General features: G+C 36.9%; 24 protein-coding genes and 1 pseudogene. 6 read left to right on the plus strand and 19 right to left on the minus strand.

The genetic code is table 11. The annotated features are described in order from the left end of the window. Positions 1-74: 74 nt before the first annotated feature. The 13 genes and pseudogenes from B1NLA3E_RS16495 to B1NLA3E_RS16555 form a co-directional block, all read right to left on the minus strand. On the minus strand, positions 75-857 hold the full coding sequence (locus tag B1NLA3E_RS16495) for a DUF92 domain-containing protein (RefSeq protein ID WP_015594973.1): 783 nt from the start codon (positions 855-857) through the stop codon (positions 75-77). After that, the gene (locus B1NLA3E_RS16500; protein WP_015594974.1) at positions 850-1,416 is read right to left on the minus strand and encodes a 5-formyltetrahydrofolate cyclo-ligase; all 567 of its coding nucleotides are present in this window, start codon (positions 1,414-1,416) and stop codon (positions 850-852) included. The genes B1NLA3E_RS16495 and B1NLA3E_RS16500 overlap by 8 nt, the downstream gene beginning before the upstream one ends. Before the next feature lie 363 nt (positions 1,417-1,779). Continuing rightward, the gene (rpmG, locus tag B1NLA3E_RS16505; RefSeq protein WP_015594975.1) at positions 1,780-1,929 is read right to left on the minus strand and encodes a 50S ribosomal protein L33; all 150 of its coding nucleotides are present in this window, start codon (positions 1,927-1,929) and stop codon (positions 1,780-1,782) included. 56 nt (positions 1,930-1,985) lie between these two features. Then, positions 1,986-2,630, minus strand: a complete 645-nt coding sequence (locus tag B1NLA3E_RS16510) for a hypothetical protein (protein ID WP_041580624.1) — start codon at positions 2,628-2,630, stop codon at positions 1,986-1,988. A 594-nt stretch (positions 2,631-3,224) separates the two neighbouring features. After that, positions 3,225-4,684: pseudogene (locus B1NLA3E_RS16515) on the minus strand (IS1182 family transposase). Between the two features lie 268 nt (positions 4,685-4,952). After that, positions 4,953-5,612, minus strand: a complete 660-nt coding sequence (gene phoU, locus B1NLA3E_RS16520) for a phosphate signaling complex protein PhoU (RefSeq protein ID WP_015594977.1) — start codon at positions 5,610-5,612, stop codon at positions 4,953-4,955. A 44-nt stretch (positions 5,613-5,656) separates the two neighbouring features. After that, positions 5,657-6,451: a phosphate ABC transporter ATP-binding protein PstB gene (pstB, locus tag B1NLA3E_RS16525; protein ID WP_041581167.1), complete on the minus strand. Its 795-nt coding sequence runs from the start codon at positions 6,449-6,451 to the stop codon at positions 5,657-5,659. Between the two features lie 56 nt (positions 6,452-6,507). Then, on the minus strand, positions 6,508-7,386 hold the full coding sequence (pstA, locus tag B1NLA3E_RS16530) for a phosphate ABC transporter permease PstA (protein WP_015594979.1): 879 nt from the start codon (positions 7,384-7,386) through the stop codon (positions 6,508-6,510). Then, positions 7,387-8,331 (minus strand): phosphate ABC transporter permease subunit PstC, encoded by a 945-nt coding sequence (gene pstC, locus B1NLA3E_RS16535; RefSeq protein WP_015594980.1) that lies wholly within the window; start codon positions 8,329-8,331, stop codon positions 7,387-7,389. A gap of 93 nt (positions 8,332-8,424) precedes the next feature. Continuing rightward, the gene (locus tag B1NLA3E_RS16540; RefSeq protein ID WP_015594981.1) at positions 8,425-9,390 is read right to left on the minus strand and encodes a PstS family phosphate ABC transporter substrate-binding protein; all 966 of its coding nucleotides are present in this window, start codon (positions 9,388-9,390) and stop codon (positions 8,425-8,427) included. Positions 9,391-9,636: 246 nt separating this feature from the next. Continuing rightward, positions 9,637-11,793: a peptidoglycan D,D-transpeptidase FtsI family protein gene (locus B1NLA3E_RS16545; RefSeq protein ID WP_015594982.1), complete on the minus strand. Its 2,157-nt coding sequence runs from the start codon at positions 11,791-11,793 to the stop codon at positions 9,637-9,639. Positions 11,794-12,066: 273 nt separating this feature from the next. Continuing rightward, entirely contained in the window at positions 12,067-13,278 is a 1,212-nt protein-coding gene (locus B1NLA3E_RS16550; RefSeq protein ID WP_015594983.1) for an MFS transporter, read from the minus strand. A 164-nt stretch (positions 13,279-13,442) separates the two neighbouring features. Further along, entirely contained in the window at positions 13,443-14,051 is a 609-nt protein-coding gene (locus B1NLA3E_RS16555) for a superoxide dismutase (RefSeq protein WP_015594984.1), read from the minus strand. 349 nt (positions 14,052-14,400) lie between these two features. Between B1NLA3E_RS16555 and B1NLA3E_RS16560 the strand changes: the two genes are divergently transcribed. After that, a complete protein-coding gene (locus B1NLA3E_RS16560) occupies positions 14,401-15,096 on the plus strand; it encodes a Crp/Fnr family transcriptional regulator (protein WP_015594985.1) in 696 nt (231 codons plus the stop codon). A 45-nt stretch (positions 15,097-15,141) separates the two neighbouring features. On the opposite strand, the gene B1NLA3E_RS16565 is transcribed toward B1NLA3E_RS16560, so the two are convergent. Further along, a complete protein-coding gene (locus B1NLA3E_RS16565) occupies positions 15,142-15,624 on the minus strand; it encodes a DUF456 domain-containing protein (RefSeq protein ID WP_015594986.1) in 483 nt (160 codons plus the stop codon). 100 nt (positions 15,625-15,724) lie between these two features. On the opposite strand from B1NLA3E_RS16565, the gene B1NLA3E_RS16570 reads away from it, so the two are divergent. From B1NLA3E_RS16570 to ispG, 3 genes are all read left to right on the plus strand, one after another. After that, a complete protein-coding gene (locus B1NLA3E_RS16570; protein WP_442852645.1) occupies positions 15,725-16,501 on the plus strand; it encodes a DUF1189 domain-containing protein in 777 nt (258 codons plus the stop codon). 109 nt (positions 16,502-16,610) lie between these two features. Beyond that, complete coding sequence (locus B1NLA3E_RS16575) at positions 16,611-16,934, plus strand: hypothetical protein (RefSeq protein ID WP_015594988.1); 324 nt, start codon at positions 16,611-16,613, stop codon at positions 16,932-16,934. Between the two features lie 123 nt (positions 16,935-17,057). Further along, on the plus strand, positions 17,058-18,155 hold the full coding sequence (ispG, locus tag B1NLA3E_RS16580) for a flavodoxin-dependent (E)-4-hydroxy-3-methylbut-2-enyl-diphosphate synthase (protein WP_144061602.1): 1,098 nt from the start codon (positions 17,058-17,060) through the stop codon (positions 18,153-18,155). A gap of 65 nt (positions 18,156-18,220) precedes the next feature. Here ispG and B1NLA3E_RS25700 read toward each other — a convergent pair whose 3' ends face one another. Then, on the minus strand, positions 18,221-18,691 hold the full coding sequence (locus tag B1NLA3E_RS25700) for a DUF4190 domain-containing protein (RefSeq protein ID WP_015594990.1): 471 nt from the start codon (positions 18,689-18,691) through the stop codon (positions 18,221-18,223). Between the two features lie 147 nt (positions 18,692-18,838). Between B1NLA3E_RS25700 and B1NLA3E_RS16590 the strand changes: the two genes are divergently transcribed. Beyond that, positions 18,839-19,408: a nucleotidase gene (locus tag B1NLA3E_RS16590; RefSeq protein WP_015594991.1), complete on the plus strand. Its 570-nt coding sequence runs from the start codon at positions 18,839-18,841 to the stop codon at positions 19,406-19,408. 84 nt (positions 19,409-19,492) lie between these two features. Here B1NLA3E_RS16590 and B1NLA3E_RS16595 read toward each other — a convergent pair whose 3' ends face one another. The 3 genes from B1NLA3E_RS16595 to B1NLA3E_RS16605 form a co-directional block, all read right to left on the minus strand. Continuing rightward, complete coding sequence (locus B1NLA3E_RS16595) at positions 19,493-19,903, minus strand: Fur family transcriptional regulator (protein WP_015594992.1); 411 nt, start codon at positions 19,901-19,903, stop codon at positions 19,493-19,495. Positions 19,904-19,966: 63 nt separating this feature from the next. Then, complete coding sequence (locus B1NLA3E_RS16600; RefSeq protein WP_015594993.1) at positions 19,967-20,809, minus strand: metal ABC transporter permease; 843 nt, start codon at positions 20,807-20,809, stop codon at positions 19,967-19,969. Then, on the minus strand, positions 20,806-21,591 hold the full coding sequence (locus tag B1NLA3E_RS16605; RefSeq protein WP_015594994.1) for a metal ABC transporter ATP-binding protein: 786 nt from the start codon (positions 21,589-21,591) through the stop codon (positions 20,806-20,808). Before B1NLA3E_RS16605 ends, B1NLA3E_RS16600 begins: the two co-directional genes overlap by 4 nt. 160 nt (positions 21,592-21,751) lie before the next feature. Between B1NLA3E_RS16605 and B1NLA3E_RS16610 the strand changes: the two genes are divergently transcribed. Further along, the gene (locus B1NLA3E_RS16610; RefSeq protein ID WP_015594995.1) at positions 21,752-22,012 is read left to right on the plus strand and encodes a DUF2624 domain-containing protein; all 261 of its coding nucleotides are present in this window, start codon (positions 21,752-21,754) and stop codon (positions 22,010-22,012) included. 52 nt (positions 22,013-22,064) lie between these two features. Here B1NLA3E_RS16610 and B1NLA3E_RS16615 read toward each other — a convergent pair whose 3' ends face one another. Next, positions 22,065-22,958: a deoxyribonuclease IV gene (locus B1NLA3E_RS16615; RefSeq protein WP_015594996.1), complete on the minus strand. Its 894-nt coding sequence runs from the start codon at positions 22,956-22,958 to the stop codon at positions 22,065-22,067. Between the last annotated feature and the right edge of the window lie 5 nt (positions 22,959-22,963).

Genomic DNA, 22,963 nt, shown 5'->3' on the forward strand with positions numbered 1-22,963 from the left:
GTGCATTATTTCACAAACATTTTCAAGTCAATTTTTCTAATGTAAGCGTAAGCTTTATGAAGAAATCGTTACATTTATTTTAAGAAGCACAGGGTACCGACAATTGTTGCTAAAAGACCTGAAAGGAAGTTAACAACTTCATTATTCATAAATGGAATCCCTCTTTTTAGCTTTGTCCGTTGGTTACAATGGATTGTTTTTTCCGTTTCAGTTTGGCAAATAGGACAGAGGTAGGAAGCTTGTAGAAAGGCCCCCATAATAGTGTCGAAAACATTGCCCAAAAAGCCAAACAGGAAGATGAAGGAAAGATAATATAAATCCAACTTAAAAAGGAAAGTAGCAAAAACAGCAATTAGGAGGGAGCCCAAGAGCGCTGCGAAGGATCCAAGCAGGCTAACCGCACCGGAAGTTCCTTTTTCTGACCTTTTGAAAGTTCTAATGAACAATGGCGGGTGCTTACTTAAAGTTCCAATTTCAGAAGCCCACGTGTCCGAATTTGCACTTGCGATTGATACTGAAAACGCCAAAATCCAGATTGGGTGTTCATAATAAAAGAAAAGCAAACTAGAAACAACAGCAATGCCACCGTTTGCAAGTACTTGTTGCCAATCTCTCCGAGAACCTTTTGCATTTTTTTGCTCAATTTGACTCTTAAAATCATCCTTAAACTTTGACCATAAACTTGATGTAGAAAAAAATAGCCCCAATAACACTAATCCTTTCCAGCCAAACCCAAGTGCAACAGAAATCCCAACTGCTGCGGCTGTCACAGAACCAGAAAAAGTTAAGTATCGAAGGTAATAGCCAGAAAAAACAGTAGCTAAAATAACAACTATATACAGTATAATGTTAACCATTTGTATTAATAACCTCATGATCCGTTATGATCTTTGCAACAGGTAGATCGTGATCTTCAACAGGAAGATGCGGGACAATTTGAATATCAAAACATAATGACAGCTTGTCTCCATGATAATTCTTAAGGTATCGATCATAATACCCGCCACCGAATCCCATCCTATATCCTTCCCTAGAAAAAGCAAGACCTGGTACAATGAGCAAATCAATCATGTGTGAATCAACTTCGCTTGTAATAGACTCTATCGGTTCATATAGGCCAAAGAATACTTTCTCAAGTTGGGAAAAATGCTCTATCACCCTAAAACGAAGCTGCCTATTTTTCGGTTGACACTTCGGCACAACCACTGTTTTTCCGAGCTCCCAAGCTTTTTTAATTATTTGATATGTATCCACTTCTGGAGGATTGGATATCGTTATCCCAACCGTTTTGGCGTTAACCCAACTCAAATCTTTGAAAAGGTTTTGAGCAATCTTATCTGACTTTTCTTCGTAAACCTTTTTTTGTTGGGATGCTAATTTCTGTTTCATTTCTTGGCGAAGTTTATTTTTTTCCAAAGGACAACACCTCTTCACAAATCATATCTTTAGGCTGTTTTCGTAAACTTTGTTGCTATTTATTAAAAGAGTAGTGTGGTTGATTTCCGCTCCAGGATGCTCGCTTTCCGCGGGGCGGGCGGTGAGCCTCCTCGGCGCTAAAGCGCCTGCGGGGTCTCACCTGTCCCGCTGCTCCCGCAGGAGTCTCGCACCTTCCGCTCCAATCAACTTCTTTATCAACGGTTTGCTTTTCACAAAACCTATTAAAAAAAAACAATCTTTTAGAAAAGAACCTATCTTTAAAAAAGGGAATATAGTGCCTTCATTCCGACTTAAATGACTTAAATTTAGGCAACAAAAAAAGCAGCAGGAAGCTCCCACTGCTTATTTTGTTTCACGATGTGCTGTTGTACGTTTTTCTCTTGGGCAATATTTTTTAAGCTCAAGACGATCAGGATTGTTACGTTTATTTTTTGTTGAAATATAGTTACGATCTCCACACTCTGTGCAAGCTAACGTAATATTCACGCGCATAGTATTTCCCTCCAAACAATTTAAAGCTAGTTCGCTCATACGACTTTTCTATAATATCACTTATTATATGGAAAAGCTAGTGTGTTTTTTAAAACCAAATGATTTAATCGAAGAAGGTCGCCTTTTGCAATACCTGAGATCTTCCATGTATTTGCCTGAAGTGTTTTAAAGGCTGGAATTTCCATATTTAATGTAAAAATACTGGTTGAAGGGCCCTGGGACATCGGCTGATACTTTAATGTCCCTTTCCTCTGACTATCCCAAAATTTTTCTGTATAAATATTCCATGAGGGCTGAACCGTATAGTCATCAATTAAGGTTCCGTTGATTTGACCATTAACTAAATACAAATTACGATTTGCAAGATGGAAAATCACCTTTTCAGTTGGTGATATAAATGTAAAATCATTTTTTGAATATTTATCAAAATGATGCATTACAATTAATTTCAGGTCTTTTTTGATCTCATTATGATTTGTTACAAAAATATCCAAAAACTTTATTTTAGAATGGATACCCTTTTGATTTATTTTAATAGAAATTGCTTTCTTAGGGATGAGTTTTTCAGTCCCGTTTTGAATCCAGAAGATGTTGCCATCGATCCATAAACCAATTTTACTCTTTAACAATGTTTGAATTCGTGTCAAGTCTACTGTTTTCTTTTTAATTCGAAAGGAAATACTGGTTCTCATTTTATTCACCCTCTCCACCTTTATATCTGTGTATTTATATTTCAATCTTGTCCCTTCGTACCTTCTTCACTCATATCCTGGAGGTATCGGTCTTTTCCTAAACTAATACTCTATGATTCCTTTTTTACAATTATCCGTATTTTCTGTTATTTACATGTTATCATTGTTGGTAAACCTTCTCAATAAATGCTTTTTGTCGGATTATGCATCACTAGATTACACAAGAGTTAGCCGCCGAAAAAATATTTTTTTACAAAAGAATTACAATGAGGAAATTGTTTTTTCGACATCGATTTCCCATGTTCTTAGTAGTGTACCGACATATTTCTAAGAGATTTTTGGACATAATGGCAAAATAAAAGGCTCTTTTCTAAAAGATGTTTTTTTAATAGTTTTTTGGAAAGAAAATCGTTGATAAAGAAGTTGATTGGAGCGGAAGGTGCTCGACTCCTGCGGGAGTAGCGGGACAGGTGAGACCCCGCAGGCGTAAAACGAGGCCACTGAAAAACATACGTTTTTTAAGTCTTTAAATAAATTTTGGTACAAAAAAGGCAATTTATCGTCTGTGTTTGGACGAAAAATTGCCCTTTTCCTTGTCTTTTTTTACTCTTTTTCATTGAGGAGTTTTAGTATTCGTTTAAGGTTGACAGCGAATATCGCTGTCGCTCCTTGAATCATCATGCCTAATAGACCCGCAGATGATGCAACATCATACCCGTGTCTATGTTTCAATTCACTATTTTTCGCTTCAATTTTATAGCGAGATCTTGCTAACTCTTTAAATTCTTCTGTGTTTTGAAATGCCTCTTGTTCGGCATGTTCTGTTGATTTGATTGTCACAGAATAAGATTTACTTTTCGCTCCTTCTTTATAACAGCCATCATGAAAAGGGCACACTTTACATTTTTCAATATCAAAAAAGTATTTGATTCTAGGGTTTTTATCTTGTCCCTTTCGTCCTTCATATTTCCTTCTATTAGCCATATGCCCTGCTTTACATACATACATTCCTGCATCTTTATTAAATTCAAACTCTTCTTCTTTTGTGCGTCTGCCATGCGTAATATGCGGATGTAATTTGGAAACAAGTGCTATTTCATTTTCTTTCGTGTAGCGAATATTATCTTTCTCAGAGTAGGCTGTATCTCCAATGATTTTGTCAATTTTCATTCCAGTTGCTTGGCTTTTTTTTGTTAAATCCCGCAGATATTTTCCATCACTTTTTTCACCTGTTGTCATAACTGCCGCTGTAATAATCCGTTCATTAGCCATCGCGTAATGCGTTTTGAACCCAAAAAAAGAAGAGTCCTCTGTTTTGTGTCCGACCCGTGCGTCTGGATCATTTGAATAGCTAAGTTGTTCTGTATAATCTTCTACGATCTCTTTTAGAACATTTAATTTTCTTTGACCGCAGGTACCTTAGCGATTTGTGGTTCTTTTTCGACAACAGTAATGATTCGACGACAATAATCTAATTCATCGGTTACTTCAACAGAAGTTGTTTTCGCAGGGAATTTTTCCTTCATGGATTCATCAATTCGATACACGGCTTTTCGAACATTTTTCGCTTTCTCTTGTAAAAATTCCTTCGGAGATTTTTGGTTATAACGCGCTTTCGTATGTGTGGAATCCACGATAATGGTTTTACTTTTTATGATTTCTTTTTCCAGAGCAATCTCAACTGTTTTGCCAATGAGCAAATCTAATAAATCCTCATCTTGAAGACGGAGTTTACGAAATTTTGTTAAGGAACTAGGATCAATCACGGAATCTTCTGGTGCCATATCTAGGAAATATTTAAACGACATATCATATATTGAACGTTCTACTACATCCACATCAGATAGATCAAATATCGATTTTAGTAATAAATATTTGAACATGCGAATCGGTGAAATGGCATTTCGACCGTTATCAAGACAATATTTCGTTTTTAATTCTTCGAGAATAAATGAAAAGTCCACTAGTTCATTGATTTGGCGAAGCATATTACTTTTTGGCACAACTATTTCGTAGATTGCCATAAATGGGCTAAGATTAAGTGTTTCTTGATTGGAAATCATCGGGATACCACCTACATACATTTAATATCATTATTATAAGGTAAAAAGGCAGTTGAAAGCTTGGTTTAAACAAACTTTCAACTACCTAAATTAAACTTGGACTTTTTCAGTGGCCTCCGTAAAACGCCGAGGAGGCTCACCTCCCGCCCCGCGGAAAGCGAGCACCTGGAGCGGAAATCAACCACACTTCTCTTTTAGTAAATAGCAACAAAGTTTACGAAAACAGCAAAATAAAAAGAGACTGACAGTTAAATCAGCCTCTTCAAAATTAATTATTTAAATCATAACGACGACCTTTAACTAGGAAATAAACATTTTCAGCAATATTAGTAACATGGTCGGCCGCTCTTTCTAAGTATCGGCACACAAACGATAATTGGGTAACCTGGGGCATAAACTCTGGACTATTTTGATTAATGACCAAAAGATCTTTAATCGATTGGCCATATAGATCATCAACCTCATCATCCATCTCTGCCACTTTTTTTGCTTTAATGATGTCTTCTTCATCAAATGCCTCTAATGAGAGCTTTAACATCCTTGAGGTAATTTCATGCATCATCTTAATATGTTCGATTGGTTTTACTAACGGCTCATTCCCAATTCGAATCGCAGCCTTTGCAATATTGGTAGCAAAATCGGCAATCCTCTCAATATCAGTAGCAATTTTTATCGCTACAATGATTCTTCTTAAATCAATTGCTACAGGCTGTTGTTTTGCTATTAGCAATATCGCAAAATCATTGATTTCGTCCTCCATAATATCGGCATCTGTATCATCCTCCATGACTTTCAACGCCAACTCGACGTTCCCTGTTTCAAGAGCCTCTAAAGACTTGCCTAATGCATCAATCGAAAAGTTTCCAATCTCAAGCAATTTATTTTGTAATTCATTTAATTCCTCATTAAATCTTTCCCGTACCACCATCACTGTTGCCTCCTAATCATTTATAAATGGGATTCAACTTGGTATCAACCAAATCTTCCTGTGATATAATCTTCTGTCCGTTTGTCAGATGGAGTTGAGAAAATCTTATTGGTATTAGTAAACTCAACCACTTCTCCATTTAAAAAGAAAGCTGTTTTATCGGAAATTCTGGCAGCTTGTTGCATATTATGGGTTACGATAATAATACTCACTTCTTTTTTCAATTCTTGGACAAGTTCTTCGACTTTCAAGGTGGAGATTGGGTCCAAAGCAGATGTTGGCTCATCCATTAAAATTACATCTGGCTCAATTGCTAAACAACGAGCAATACAAAGGCGTTGTTGTTGTCCACCAGATAGACCATATGCATTTTGATTCAAGCGGTCTTTGACCTCATCCCAAATTGCTGCACCTCGCAAACTTTTCTCAACAATTTGATCTAGAATTTTTTTATCCCGGATTCCATGTATTTTTGGGCCGTAGGCAACATTTTCGTAAATTGATTTTGGAAACGGATTTGGTTTTTGAAACACCATTCCTACTTTTGTACGAAGTTCTTCAACTTGATAAGACTTTTCGAAAATATTTCGACCGCGATAGGAGATCACCCCTGATGTCTTGACACCTGGTACTAATTCAATCATCCGGTTTAACGTTTTTATATAGGTTGATTTTCCGCATCCTGACGGGCCGATAATCGCGGTTACTTCGTTTTCGTTAATATCAAGGTCAATGTTTTTTAGAGCGTGATTATCTCCATACCAAAGGTTAAGTTGCTTTGTTTCATATACTATATCTTTATTTTGGCCTGGTGCTGAATCTATTTTATTTTCATCCATAAATTTTCTCTCCAAGGTTGCATTCATTGTGAAAAACCTCCCTCATCCTTTATCAATTAATATCGTTTTTGATATTTATTTCGAATCAACACAGCGATAGAATTCATCACAATTAATAGTGCCAACAGGACAATAATCCCTGCTGCTGCTAATGAATGAAATTCTTCTTGCGGTCTTCCTGTCCAGTTATATATTTGCATTGGGAGAACCGTAAACATGTCAAACACTGATCTTGGTAAAAATGCAAGAAATAGTGGTAATCCTAATACTACTAACGGGGCAGTTTCACCAATTGCCCTTGATAGTGCCAATATTGCGCCTGTTAAAATACCAGGAATAGCGGCCGGCATCACAACTCTAACGATGGTTTGCCATTTCGTTGCCCCCATCCCATAGGAGGCTTCTCTTAATTCCTTAGGAACAGCACGAATTGCTTCTTGTGAAGAGACAATAATAACCGGTAAAACCAGAAGACTCATTGTAAAACCTGCCGCAAGTACACTTGTTCCAAGTGCGAGCGCTCGTACAAATACTGTTAATCCTAATAATCCAAATACAATGGATGGTACCCCTGCAAGGTTTGAAATATTAATAATAATAAAGTCCGTAAATCGATTTTTCTTAGCATATTCTTCTAAATAGATGGCGGTCCCTACTCCCAAAATCAAGGAAACAGGGGCGACAACAGCCATGAGCCATATCGATCCAATTAATGCAGTATATACACCTGCCTGCTCAGGTCGCCTTGAAGGCAGGCTTTGGAGAAATTGCAAATCCAAATATCCAAGTCCTTGAGTGAGTACTCGATATAATAATATTGCTAAAACCAACAGACCAAACATGGTTGCCACAAAAAAGAGTCCTCTGAAGGCAACATTGGCCACAAGTCTTGATTTCATTTTCTTTATTATCTTTGAATGTTCAACTAAATTCATTTAGTATTCCTCCCTAAACCGGCGAGAGATGTATTGGGCAAGAAGATTCATAATCAAGGTAAAGACAAACAGGGTCATTCCAACAGCATAAATACTGTAATAGATCGTCGTACCATAGCCAGCATCACCTTGGCTTACTTGGACAATATATGCTGTCATTGTTTGAATTGAACTTGTGACATCCCAGTTTAAATTTGGGGTCGAGCCCCCGGCTACGGCAACAATCATCGTTTCTCCAATTGCTCGTGAAATAGCGAGTACGACTGACGCGATAATCCCTGAAATTGCAGCAGGAAGAACTACTTTAATTGAAACCTCTAGCTTCGTGGACCCTAATGCCAATGCTCCTTCACGCATCGAATTCGGCACAGAGGACATTGCATCCTCAGACAAAGAGGCGATTAATGGCATAATCATAATTCCAATAACAATCCCTGGGCTGAGTGCATTAAATATTTCAAGGGAAGGCATAAATGAGCGCAAAATTGGCGTGACAAACGTTAAAGCAAAAAAGCCATAGACAATCGTTGGAATTCCGGCTAGGACTTCTAAAATGGGTTTAATGATTCTACGAGAACGATCTGTCGCATATTCGCTTAAATAAATTGCAGATGCTATTCCGACAGGAACCGCAACAAGAATAGCTATTCCTGTTGTCTTTAACGTTCCGGATACTAATGGTAATATTCCATATGAACCATGGGTTTCAGAGAATGGATACCACTTCTTTGCTGAAAAAAATTCAATAATAGATACTTTATCGAAGAAGAGAAAGGTTTCAAATATTAGAGTAAGAACTATCCCAACTGTTGTAAGCACCGAAACAATAGCAGTCAATAACAATAAAAATGGTACTATTCTTTCAAAAATTGACCCTACACTTTGCTGTTTCTTTTTTTCCTGAATCAGTTTCTGGACAGAAAATGATTTAGTCTTTTGGATCACCTTAGATAACCCCTTTCATCAACAAGAGTTAAATTACACGACAAGATGAGAAGCACATACTAAGTGCTTCCCACCTCATACTCATTATCAGCGTTACTTTAGACCTTCTAGTTTGTCTAAATCCTTCTTGTATTCTGCATCTGGAAGACGAACATATCCTACTTCTTCTGAAAGATCCGCAGCATTTTCAAGTGTATATTTCACAAAGTCATAAACTTCTGATTGATCTTTCACTGCCGAATTCTTTACGTATGTGAATAACGGACGAGATAATGGAGCATATTCACCAGATTTAATTGTCTTAGCACTTGGTGTAACAGGACCATTCCCGCCATCAACCGGTACAATTTTTAACTTATCTTTATTTTCAAGGTAGTAAGCAAAACCGAAGTAACCAATTGCATTCTTTTCTCCTTCAACACCCTGGACTAGGATATTATCGTCTTCAGATAATGTTGCGCTTTGGACAATCGGTTTTTTACCAAGGATTACTTCATCGAAATAATCGAAAGTTCCTGAATCAGTACCAGGAGAGTAAAATTTAATTTCTTTATCTGGCCAGCTTGGACGAATGTCAGACCATTTTTTTGTTGTTCCATCTTCAAGCCACATTTTCTTCAATTCATCAACTGTTAGGTGGTCAACCCATGTATTGTCTTTATTCACAACTACTGAAAGACCATCATATGCTAATTTCATTTCTGTAAATTTAATCCCTTTTTCGTCTAATTTAGCTTTTTCTTCATCTTTAACTGGGCGTGAAGCATTACTCAATTGTGTTTCACCAGCAATAAACGCTTCAAATCCGCCACCTGTACCTGAGGACCCAACAGAAACTTTAACTCCAGGCTGTACTGTGCCATATTCTTCAACAACAGCTTCCATGATTGGATAAACTGTTGATGATCCATCCACTTTAATTTCACCTGTGAGTTGCTTATTATCTTCTCCAGCTTTGCCACCTTTTGCGTTATTGTTAGCGGCATTTCCACAAGCTGCAGTGAGCGTTAGCACTCCTCCAATTAATGCAGTTAGTGCTAATGTCTTAAAGCTTTTCATTTCTAATTTCCCCCTAAGGATTGTTTTTTATTTTGTCCTACAAGTTAAAATATACGCGTTGACTGTTAATCTGGTTTTAACTAAGTGTAAAGGTTTTGTAAATTCACATGAATCTTGTGTGAATTTGTCGGTTTTTGGGTAGAATACTGTTTTTCTTAATAAAGGGCTTTATCGACTTACAATTGATATTTTTATTATCTCCAAAAACAAAAAAAACTGCCTCGTTATGAGACAGTTTTCCTTTGTTTATTGGCCAGTAATTTGGCTACTGGTTTGATCAGTAGGTTGGCCAGCGGTTTGAGTGGCGCCTTGTTGAGTGTTAGCTTGCGCTTCGCGAGCTTGTTTTAAATTGAAATAAGCATCCATGGTTTTACTACCAATTAACAAGTTTGCCCGATTGTCTACACTTCCTTGATACGCCCATGGTACAAGCACAGCCATGGCAATCTCTGGGTTATTCGACGGTGCATATCCAACTAGACTTAAATTCATTGTCTGTGGTGGTTCTTTTCCGAATTTTTTTCGGTCTGGTCCATCATAAAATGCTTGCGCAGTTCCCGTTTTCCCAGCTGGACTATATGCTTTCGAACCAAAATAGCTAACAGCTGTCCCTTGAGGTGCTTGCATTACTTGGCGGAAACCTTCCTGAACACGTGTAATCCAATCATCCTTCATATCAAGCCGGTTTAAAATATTAGGTGAAATTTCTTTGGTAATCGGTCCAAGTTCATTACTATCTAAAAGTGGTTCACGTATTTCCTTTACAATATGAGGCTGAATCCGATAGCCAGTATTACCAATTGTTGAAACATATTGTGCAAGTTGCATGGCTGAATACGTATCATATTGTCCAATTGCTAAGTCAAGTAATAAACCTGGCTTTTTATCGGGTCCCTTAAATCCTGCAGTTTCATTTGGTAAATCAATCCCGGTTCTAACCCCAAGACCAAATTGACCGAACGAGTCGCGAATGGTGTTAAAGGCCTCGGTATCTATAGGTAAAGGTCCGTTTGGAACATAATGACCTTTTCCGATTGCAATGGCCGTCATAAACATATACACGTTTGATGAACGTTTAAGGGCAGTTAAATCATTCACTCTACCCATTGTTGTCCATGATTTTTTTACCGGAGTTCCTTTAATTTTCAGTGGAGTATCAACCCATGATGATCCAGGGGAAATTGCTCCTGTGTTATACCCTGTTAAAACAGTTGCACCTTTAACAGCTGATCCAACATTGTAAGATGTCGTAAAAGTACCAAGTGCATCATCCTGCATTTCCTGTTTACCAGTTTTCTCATTTTTGACAATCCGCTTCCCGGCCATCGTTAAAATCTCACCAGTATGTGGATCCACCAGTACAACATAGGCACGGTCAAGCAAAGCGGTACCTGGCATTTTTTTTGCTGCCCACAATTCATCGGTGATGATTTGCTCAACTGCATTCTGCAGATCCATATCAATGGTTAAGACAAGATCCTTACCTCGTTGACCTTCTGATACAACCTCAGTACTTAATACATTTCCAGCTTTATCAGTTTTATTTTTCACCTTTGCCTTTTGGCCATGGAGAACGTCTTCATACTGCATTTCAAGATAGCTTTTTCCGATACGGTCATTACGATTGTAATCTCGTGATAAATAATAATCTAATTGATCAGATGGAAGCCCTTCATCGGAGGATGAAACATTTCCAAGCACTGATTTTAGAGTAGAAGTATAAGCATAGCTTCGCTTCCAATCGGTAGTCGTATCTACCCCGGGAAGATTTTCTAAATTCTCACTGACTGCGGCAAATTCTTCGGCTGTCACATTTTCATTTTTCACAATTTGTGGTGTAAGCGCGTAGCCACTATTAAACTCTCTGAAAATGGCCAGTACCTCAAGATCATCTGCTGACAGGTCTTTTATTTCTTCATCGGTAATCCGCTCTAATTGGAGTTTATATATATCTTTATCATCCAACTTTTTCGCTTCGTATTTGTCCCATTCTTTTTGTTTAATTTTCTTTTTCGCCAATGCAGGGTGCTTCATAATCCAGAAATCCTTTTTATCTCGTTCCTGAACCTTTGACGCGTCTTTATCAATAAGCTTGGCTAGTCGCTCGGCTACCTTTAACATTTCTTTCTGGTCCGTTCCTTGATACTTTGTGTAAGTAATCGCATTCAACGGAATATTATCAACAATCACTTTCCCACTTCGGTCGAACATTTTTCCGCGTGGAACGGGATTATTTACCGTGACATCCTCAGTCCGTTCTATCTCCCGCTTAAAATCATCTCCATAAACAATTTGGACAATTCCAAGGCGAAGGATCAAAGTTGAAAACAACAAAAACACAACAAAAAACAGCATGTTAAGACGAAACGGTACATGTGTTTTTTTCTTTTTCTTTTTATTCACTAAAGCACACTTCCTTTTGGGTTGGACCTAATTCACCAACACCTTGTCTATTCTCCATTGTAAAAGAAAACAGGGAATTTTTCTATCTTTGAAGTGAGATTACCAATATTTTTATTTTTGGCTCTGTTAAATCAGAATGTTGATTTCCGTTCCAGGCACTCGCCTTCCACTCCAATCAACATTGTGAAAAAAATCAACATTGAGCTTTAACACAGCCTGACTTTAGAATTGTGACCCCAAAGAAAAACGGAATGATTAACAAAAATCTTCCGTTCAAAGAATAGAAATATGTATTTTTCTTATAAAGAAATATATAACCGAATGTCCTGCACCCAATATTAGCAACAATATCGGTATGCTTTTTTGTTCATCAAATAAGGTAACAGCCAGTATGAAGAAAATAATTGAAATAAATCTGCCAAAATTGAGGAATATCTCCCTTACAACAATATATTCAATTCTCATTTCAGCAGCTTTCCACCCCCTGCCGATTACATCGTATGTCATCGACATGTATGGGACAAGTAATAATGGATACGCAATTGCGATAGTGGCGGCATAGATCAGAAGTTTTATATAAGTGATATCAAATACGATTAGGAAAATCGAAGCATAAAGAATAATACCTCCTAATAAAATGGCTTTTTTTCGGTGACTTTTTTTTAACATTCTTGAAACAAAAAGGTAAGCCAAAAACGATACACCAGAATTAATAAGGCCAAAGGTTCCCAAAGATAATTCACTTCCAGTTGATAAAAAGACAAAAACTGAGATGACAAAGGCAAAGGTTCCTTCACGAAAGCCTTGAAAAAAGTGGGCATTGGTAATCATCCGCCAATTAACGTCATTCCTTCTTTCAGCCAAAATTCTCTTAAAACAATATTTCCCTTGGGCTGGCCTCCTTTTTAGAAAAAAACTGAGAAAAACAGCAATGGAGAATAATCCTAACGAGAGTCCAAAAACAATAGTATACCCAGTGAATTTTTCTAACCGTGAAATAATGAACCCTGCAGCAATGGGACCAAGCATCCCTCCTACTGAGGACAAAACTCCGAGAAACCCGTTAAAAAAGTCTCTTGTTTCCGGTTCTGTGATTTCAAAGATGAGTACATTAAAAGCTAACCAATAAAAGCCGTACCCAATACCAAGTAGTCCACCTAAAATAAGCAAAAAGTCTGCTGCCCTACTCCCGAATAACAAAACTGCAATATAAAAAAGGGCTAAAAAAGACACACCAATTCTTAATACAACTACACGGTCAATTTTTTTTGCCCATCTTCCAGCTAGAATAAAGGTAATGGGTTGAAGCACCACTACTGCAAGATTGTATAAGCCTATATCTGAGAATTGTCCAGATTGTTTCCACAAATAAATATTAACGAATGTATTGGAAAGTGCAGTGCTTAATGAATAGAGCCCACCAATGAGCAATAAAAATTTAAAGTCCCTTGTTAATTCGATTTCGCCAATTAATTTTTTGAACATAAAAAAACTCCCCTTTTATATAAAGGGTAGTTTTTACTAAAACAGTCTGGTTATACAAGTGGATAGAGTTATTTAATCATATTCGTTAAAAAGAGAAGCAGCAGGCAACAAGTGCCCACCGCTTCTCAACTTCACTCCAGCGACTAGCGCTTTCGCTGTTCTTATTATTTTGCTTGGTTAAAACGTTTTGTTACTTCAGCCCAATTTACTACATTCCAGAAAGAAGTAATATATTCTGGGCGACGGTTTTGGTATTTTAAATAATATGCATGCTCCCATACATCTAAACCAAGGATTGGAGTTTTACCTTCCATTACAGGAGAATCTTGATTAGGAGAACTAGTCACTTCTAATTCTCCATTATTAACGGAAAGCCAGGCCCAACCTGAACCAAAACGAGTTGTTGCAGCCTTTGCAAATTCTTCTTTAAAGCTTTCAAAGCTACCAAACTTTTTGTTAATTGCTTCTGCTAATTCACCTGTTGGCTCACCGCCACCATTTGGAGACAGTAGCTGCCAAAATAATGAATGATTTGCATGACCACCACCATTATTTCTTACAGCAGTACGAACAGCTTCGGGAACGGCATCTAAATTAGCGATGACTTCATCAACAGATTTCCCAAGTAGATCAGGGTTACCCTGTAATGCGTTATTTAAGTTGGTAACATATGTGTTATGGTGTTTTGTGTGATGAATGTTCATTGTTTCTTTGTCAATGTGTGGTTCTAGTGCATCATAGGCATAAGGTAATTGCGGTAATTCAAAAGCCATTAAAAATTCCTCCTTATGTAACATTTAAGTTTACTTCAAAAACATTTCTATTATTCTCATTTTAGAATGTTTCTAAAGGATTACCTTTTTAATTTACCAAAGTTGGAAACTCCTATCAAATAAAATGCTCAATGAAACATAAATATAATATCCCTATACTTTTTGGATTATACTTTTATGTCCGTTTTTAATAAAGTTTCGAAAATTTGTCAAGTTTTATAACCCCTTGATTTGTCTATGATTTTTGTCGCATGTGACATTTCACTCCCCGTTTTAATCCAAATCAATATTGACATGCTGTTTACTTTTCTTTTTAATCAACTTGAAGGCATTCATCGAGGTGAGGAAAATGATTAATACTAGTTTCAGTCTTTATGAGGTCATGATACGAAATTTTAGTAGTAATGAAACAATCCAAAAAATAAAACCAGGAACGATTTTGTTCCAAGAAAAAGATCCTGTCGGACATGTCTATATCTTGTTAAAAGGCTCTATAGCGGTTGGACGGGTTCATGTAAAAGGAAAAGAGTTTATCTTAAAAATTTTAAGCGGTGAAGATCTATTAGTGGAATATCAGGTATTTAATCCATCTCCGCGTTATCACTATAGCGCAAAAACGATCTCAGACTGTGAAATGCTGATGATCAAAAGAGAGGATTTTGAGAAATTCCTGGAAAATAACATGTTGGCCCTTCAGATTTATAGTCATTGGATAAGTACGAAGTATTTAAAAGCACAAATGAAATGTCAAGACCTTATTATGAATGGAAAAAAAGGTGGATTGTACTCCATCCTTATTCGCCTCTGCAACAGTTATGGTGTCATGACAGATGAAGGCATACTGATTGACCTACCTTTGACACACCAAGAACTAGCTAATCTAACTTACGGCACTCGTGAAGTTATTCAAAGATTACTGAAGGAACTTCGGGAAAACGATGTTCTCATATATCGTCAGCAAAAATTTATTGTTAAAGATTTAGCTTATATTAAAGCACATGTTGATTGTCAAAATTGCCCTTATGAAATATGCGGCGTTAATTAATTGAACTACGCAAAAAGATTGTGCCTGTGCACAATCTTTTTGCTTCTATCGAACAACAATGAAAAAATAAATGATCATAATTACTTGGATCACACCCTTTGTAATAACGCTGCTTACAAAGCCTATCACTGACCCAAACCCAATGGTGGTAGCTTCTTTTATTCTTTTTTTATTAATGATCATTTCAGCTAGAATAGCACCTAAAAAGGGGCCTATCAATATTCCAAAGACTGGGATGACAAACGGCCCAACCAACAGACCAATTGTACTTCCCCATATACCAGCATTTGAGCCCCCATACTTTTTTATTCCGACCATATTAGCGATATAATCTGCTCCAAATAAGAGAACTACAAATAATCCTTGGATAAGCCAAAATAGCCACCCAAACCGTTCAAATGTAAACAAAAAACCATAGGCAATAAAACCAGCTATTATTAATAACACACTCGGTATAATTGGATATACAAGACCAACAAAGGCAACAACAAATAAAAAAATAATAACAATCCAAGCTAAAATAGACATCTAATAAACCTCTATTCTAATAAGTATAGGATTAGAATAACCCGAAAACTTGTACAAAAACATAGGTAACGCTAAAATAAAGTGTTAACTATAAAAAAGGGTGATCAAATTGAACATTTTTAAGCAATTAATAAAAAGTATTTATTCTCCTCAAGACATTGCCCGGTTTCGCTTTCAGGGAATCGGAAAAACAATCCTGTTTGTGTTTTTACTCTCCTTATTGTCCATTATTCCAACTGTCATTCATCTCAGTACAGCCATTACAGAAGGAGTCAGTAGTGCAAAGGACACAGTTAGTCATGAATTCCCTTCGTTTAACATTAAAAACGGTGTGCTAAAATCAGACTTGGAGAAGCCTAAAACTATAACCAAAAATGGTTTTGCCATTGTTTTTGATTCAACTGGTGCTGCAAACGAAAAAGACCTTAAAAATATTGATAACGGGTTCGCCTTTTTAAAAAGCGAACTGGTCTTTATCGCTGGGGGGCAAACACAAGCCTATCCTTATTCGATGGCCCAGGATTTTACCTTAACAAAAAATGATCTGGTAGATTTAATTGATAGCATTGATTCTTCCTTATTAATTTTACTACCATTATTATTCTTAGTTATCTATATTTTTACCTCAGGGATAAAGTTTATTGAAGTATCCATTCTTGCCCTGTTTGGATTAATGATTAAAAATATGATAGGCAGACAGTTACATTACCGACAACTTTGGAGAATGTCTGCTTATAGCGTGACCTTACCAACATTATTTTTCACTATAATGGCCGCTATCAAAACAGAAGTTACAGGAGCATTTTTCATTCACTGGATCGTTGCTTATATTGTCCTATTTTTAGCAATTAAGGAAATTCCCCAAGCAAAAAAATAGTTTTCCCCCTTACCTAAAGCGCATCAAGCGATGATGCGCTTTTTTAGTTCTACACCCTACTTTATCCGCATATATATGGGACAAACTTCTATTTTGAAGAGGTGTCCAAATGAAACGGCTATTCGGAGCATTAATAATAGTTCTAATCCTCTATGTTATTTACCACGATCTGAATGACGGAACCTTACCCACAGAAAATAAAAAGAATGATGCAATTCCAGTCTCTACCGTTACTGATATGACTTATATTGAAGAGGTAGTAAAACCAGGCGCCACGGTGCTTACCATCGTGGAAAAAAACTCACAGAACCCTCTTCCTGTCTCAATAACTAAATTGATTTCAGATTTCCAAAAATTAAATGCAGGAAAAAAACCAGAAGAAATTCAAATTGGCCAAAGTTATAAATTTCCTACTTACCCCAAACCTGACTAACAGGGTAAGACGCCGTGATTCTTGTCAACTGTGGTCATTCATTGTTACAATGAGGATGTGTTTATACTGGATGTTTGTATTCAACATTCCATTTTTTTAAAGGAGCGACCACCATTGAGTGAAATGATACATCGTACAAAAACCCGCCCAATAAAAGTTGGGAACTTAACGATTGGCGGAAACAGTGAGCTAGTAATCCAAAGTATGACGACTACAAAGACTCATGATGTTGAAGCAACCGTAGCAGAAATTAAGCGACTTGAAGAAGCTGGCTGCCAAATGGTTCGTGTGGCTTGTCCTGATGAAAGAGCAGCAAACGCAATCTCGGAAATCAAAAAGCGGATAAATATTCCACTCGTCGTTGATATTCATTTTGATTATAAATTAGCATTAATAGCGATCGCTGGAGGAGCAGATAAAATCCGCATCAATCCAGGGAACATTGGTAAACGTGAAAAAGTAGAAGCAGTCGTAAAAGCAGCAAAAGAACGCGGAATTCCGATTCGAATCGGTGTAAATGCAGGATCATTGGAAAAGCGGATCTTAGATAAATACGGCTATCCGACTGCGGATGGAATGGTCGAAAGTGCCCTCCATCACATTAAAATTTTAGAGGACCTTGATTTCCATGACATTATAGTTTCGATGAAAGCTTCAGATGTAACTTTGGCCATTGAAGCATATGAAAAAGCGGCAAGGGCTTTTGATTACCCACTACACTTAGGAATAACCGAGTCTGGAACATTGTTTGCCGGTACGGTTAAAAGTGCTGCCGGCTTAGGGGCGATTTTAAGTAAAGGCATTGGTAATACACTTCGGATTTCTTTAAGTGCAGATCCAGTTGAAGAAGTAAAGGTAGCCCGAGAACTTCTTAAGGTGTTTGGACTATCTTCCAATGCAGCTACCCTAATTTCCTGTCCAACGTGTGGAAGAATTGAGATCGACCTTATCAGTATCGCAAATGAAGTCGAAGAATATATTCAAAAAATTAAAGCACCGATTAAAGTGGCTGTTCTTGGTTGTGCCGTTAACGGGCCTGGAGAGGCAAGGGAAGCTGATATAGGGATTGCTGGCGCAAGAGGTGAAGGTTTACTTTTCCGCAAAGGGAAAATCGTTCGTAAGGTCCCTGAGGCCACAATGGTTGAAGAATTAAAAAAAGAAATCGATCAAGTTGCGGCAGAGTATTTTGCAAAACTAGCTGAGACGCAAAACCAAGCGTAAAGGTATAAGAAAAGCGCCTGGCACATGTGCCAGGCGCTTTCTTATTGCTCCATAATGAAGATATCTTAAAAAAATGGGAGAATGAAAATACCTACGATAATGGCAATGGCACCAATGCCAATTGCCCAGCTACCAAGGCTTTCTGCTCCCTTACGTCGAGCTACAAACCCTAAGATTATCCCTACAGCACCAAAAAGAATAGGTAAAACAAACAGTGAGATGATAGAAAGGGCTAAGGCTGTAAAACCAATCCCTTTCCCCCCTGTTTCGGTTTTATCCTGAACTTGATTTTTTGAATCTCGATCCCTGATAACATTTCGATTTAGAGATAAAGGTGCTGCTAATTCTGCCGCAGTTTCTTCGTGATAAACAGGTGTCGTTTTGTTAGTGACAACTACCTTGCTATTTACTGGAGCTGCAATTTCAGTGGAGGTTTCTTCAATATAACCAGGTGCAGGTAAACGGTGCTGAATATCTACTGTATTCTTATCATTAAACTCGCTTATTGGAGTTCCGTTACTTCGTTCTTCTGCCATATTGATCCCTCACTTTCATTATTGGAGCCTTATTATTGTTTGCGAATTATCACCCTTTCACTATGTTAATGTTTGACTGTTATGTAGTTTGTTTCATTTTTTTAGACGGCATGAATTTATCCTATGAGAAAAAGGAGTTGAATCACAATGAGAAAACGTTTTGGAATCGATATTGATGGTACGGTTACTTGCCCATCTGCATTAATACCTTATATTAACTCATCTTTCAAATTAAATTTATCTCTTAATGATATTACTCAATATGATTTAACACCTTTTGTAAATGTTTCAAGTGAGGAATTAGCAAAATGGTTTCTTGAAACAGAACCTGAAATATATGCTAATTCGCCGCTAGCTAAAGGTGCAAAGGAGATTTTAACGAAATGGGAGCAAACCCATGAGTTATTTTTTATAAGCGCACGAAGTTCTGACTTATTAAAGATAACAGAGGATTGGTTTATCAATAATGATTTAAAATTTGACCACATCGATTTAATTGGTTCTCACCACAAAATAGAGGCAGCAAAAAATCATAATGTGGATGTATTTTTTGAGGACAAACATGATAATGCAGTTATGATTCATGAAGAATGTAATATACCGGTCATTTTATTTAACACTCCATACAATCAGAATCCCATTCCGGATGGAGTCATACGAGTCAATCACTGGCAGGAAGCGTATGTCTGGGTGGAAAAATGGTTAAAAAACGGCTAAAAAATTTAGCCGTTTTTTTATTAAGCTTAATTAAATTTGGATGTTGATTTCCGCTTCAGGTGCTGCAATCAACAAAGTGTTAAATTATGAGCACTCAGGGCATTTACCGTAAATTTCAAATTTGTGACCAGAAATATCGTAGTCCTTTAAATCTTCCTTCAGCCCAGACATTGGGCAGGCAGCAATTTCTTTTGTTTTCCCACAATCCATACAAATAAAATGATGATGATGTTGTGAATGTGAGCAAGAAAATCGAAAGTGCTTTTCCCCAGATAATTCGGTCATTTCGAAAATTCCAAGCTCAACAAATAAAGATAAATTCCTATAAATTGTGTCAAAGCTTAAGCCTGGATAACGATCCTTCATTTGGTCTAGGACATCTTTTGCCGTTAAATATTTGTTATTTACAGCGAAAAGTTGAAGCATCTCTTCCCTTTTCCCCGTATGCTTAAATCCTTGATCCTTTAATAAATTTAGTGCTTCTGATACATTCACACAAATCACCTCTTTACACCGTTTAGCAGGACATAACTCCTTAACTTAAAGAAGTTTACTCGATCAAACAGGTCGTGAATTTTCTATTTTCTTCAATAAAATAGTTAAGATTAAAATTAGAACGGCAAGCATTACGATCGTACCACCTGGAGCCAAATCTAAATAATAAGAAATAAATAAACCACCAAGTACCGCTATTTCACCAAATATGATTGAAAATAGAATCGTTTGTTTAAACCCTTTTGCTATTCGAATACTTGCAGCAACAGGCAAGGTCATTAACGATGACACTAGCAAGATTCCAACAATGCGCATCGAAGCGGCTATAACAAGTGCAACCATTACAATAAAAATAAAATGGACACTTTTTGCAGCTATTCCTGAAGCTTTTGCAAATTCCTCATCAAAGGATAACAAAAATAATTCTTTATAAAGTGAAAAGACGATGATGACCACAAAAATACTTATGATTAAGATGGTCCATAAATCAGAACGGCTTACGGCACTTACACTCCCAAACAAATAACTGTAAAGGTCTGTAGTAAATCCATCAGCTAAAGAGATAAAAATAACTCCTAAGCCAATTCCCCCTGAAAGGATAATTGGAATGGCCAATTCCTGATAATGTTTATATACACTTCGTAATTTTTCAATAAAGACCGAACCTGTAACGGAAAATGCTATCCCCAAATATAATGGGTTTAAATTAGCAAAAATAGCAAATTGCTTTTGCAACAGCAAGCTCGCTGCAATTCCCGCTAGTGTCACATGACTTAGGGCATCTGCAATAAGCGACAGGCGCCTTACAACGATAAAAACGCCAAGCAGCGGAGCAATAATTCCTATTATAATTCCTGTTAAAAATGCGTTTTGTAAAAATTCATAATGCAAAATTCCTGATATCATCCATTTGTTCCCCCAATATCCATATGATGATGGGAAAGAACTTGAACAGCATGACCATAAAACTCTGTCATATCTCCCAATTTAAGTTCTTCAAACTCTCTTGTCTTCCCATGGAAATGGAGATTGTTATTCAAACAGGCAACATGTGTTACCTTATCTGTAATTGTACCAATATCATGAGTGACCAGTAGCAGTGTTATCCCTTGCTGTTTATTCAAATCCTCCAAAAGTTGATAAAATGAATAAACGTTTTTTGCATCAACACCCACAGTCGGTTCATCCAGTATGAGAAGTTCGGGTTCACTCACTAGAGCTCTTGCAATGAAAACTCGTTGTTGTTGCCCTCCTGATAACTCCCCGATATTGTGCTTAATGAAGGACTCCATACCTACAATTTGTATTGCTTTTACAACTTTTTCATGATCTTCTTTTGTTAGATACCTAAACAAACCTAATTTTTTTGTTAATCCACTTGCCACTACTTCAAAAATAGTTGCGGGGAATCCAGTGTTAAATGCATTCGCTTTCTGGGACACATATCCGATTTTTTGCCAATCTCTAAACCGCTGTATTTCTTGTCCAAACAGGAGAATATTACCCGTTTGCGGCTTGATTAGGCCAAGAATAAGCTTTAGAAGAGTTGATTTACCTGATCCATTCGGTCCAACAATCCCAAGAAAATCTCCCTTATGAATCAAAAGATTAATGTCTTCCAAAACATTTTCTTTTTCGTAGCGGTAGGAAACATGTTGTATTTGAATAATGGGTTCTATTTGGTTCATATTATCACCTGTATATCAGAATCATTCCGATTTAACATGTTGTAGTATACAATAACTTCTAATGCTTGTAAACCGTTTTTCACTACCAATGCAATCGGACTAAAATTATCATTAACAGTCACGATTATAAATTTTGACTCATAAGTTATTATGAGGAGTGATGGAAGTGAAGATTTTTGAAAACATTATTAATTACAAGCTGAAATCCATTACGGCTGAAGAATTATTAAAATATGCCAATCAATTCCAACTTAAACTTTCCAAAAGTCAGGCAGAAAAAATCGCCAAATACTTAAGAGGAAGCAGCCTTAATATCTTCCAAGATGCACAACGTGCTCAAGTGATTAAAGACATCGCCAAAATTGCTGGTCCTGAAACAGCTATTGAAATTAATAAACTCTTTATTACATTTACTAGATAAACAAAAAGCTGTGTGAAATCAACACAGCTTTTTGTTTTGATGATTTAAAAATTTATCCTTGCATGATTTCGTCTAGAAGGTTTTCATTGAAAACCTGATTTCGTAGCATAGCAATTTCATGCTTATAAGGTGGTCTTTTATCGTTTTTATCTTCCCCAACATATGGAGTCTCAAGTATTTTAGGAACACTCATTAATTGTGGGTGATGTACAATATAGTTGAGCGTTTTGAAACCAATTTTCCCAAAACCGATATTTTCATGGCGGTCTTTTCTCATGCCTCGCTCATTTTTACTATCATTAATGTGTAATACTCTTAACCGGTCAACTCCGATAATTTTATCAAACTGGTTTAGGACCCCGTCAAAATCCTCGACAATATCATAACCAGCATCATGTGTGTGACATGTATCAAAGCAAACAGATAGTTTATCATTGTAGTTTACTCCATCGATAATCATCGCAAGTTCCTCAAAGTTTTTGCCACATTCTGATCCTTTTCCTGCCATCGTTTCAAGTGCGATTTGGATATTCTCTTTTCCTGTTATTACTTCATTAAGACCTTCAACTATCCTTTTTATACCTAACTCTGTTCCTGCACTTACATGGGCACCAGGATGAAGCACAATTTGTTTTGCCCCAATCGCTTCTGAGCGTTCGATTTCGGTCCTTAAAAAATTAACCCCAAGCTCGAATGTAGCTATGTTAGTGGTGTTACCGATGTTAATAATATACGGGGCATGGACGACGATTTCACCGATTCCATTTAGTTCCATATGCTTTTGCCCGGCCTCAATATTCAAGTCTTCAATCTTTTTACGTCTTGTATTTTGAGGAGCTCCTGTATATACCATAAACGTATTGGCACCATAAGAAACCGCTTCTTCACTAGCAGCTAATAACATTTTTTTCCCACTCATTGAAACATGTGATCCAATTTTCAACATAAACA

The sequence above is a fragment of the Bacillus sp. 1NLA3E genome (assembly GCF_000242895.2).
Classification (GTDB): Bacteria; Bacillota; Bacilli; order Bacillales; family Cytobacillaceae; genus Bacillus_BU.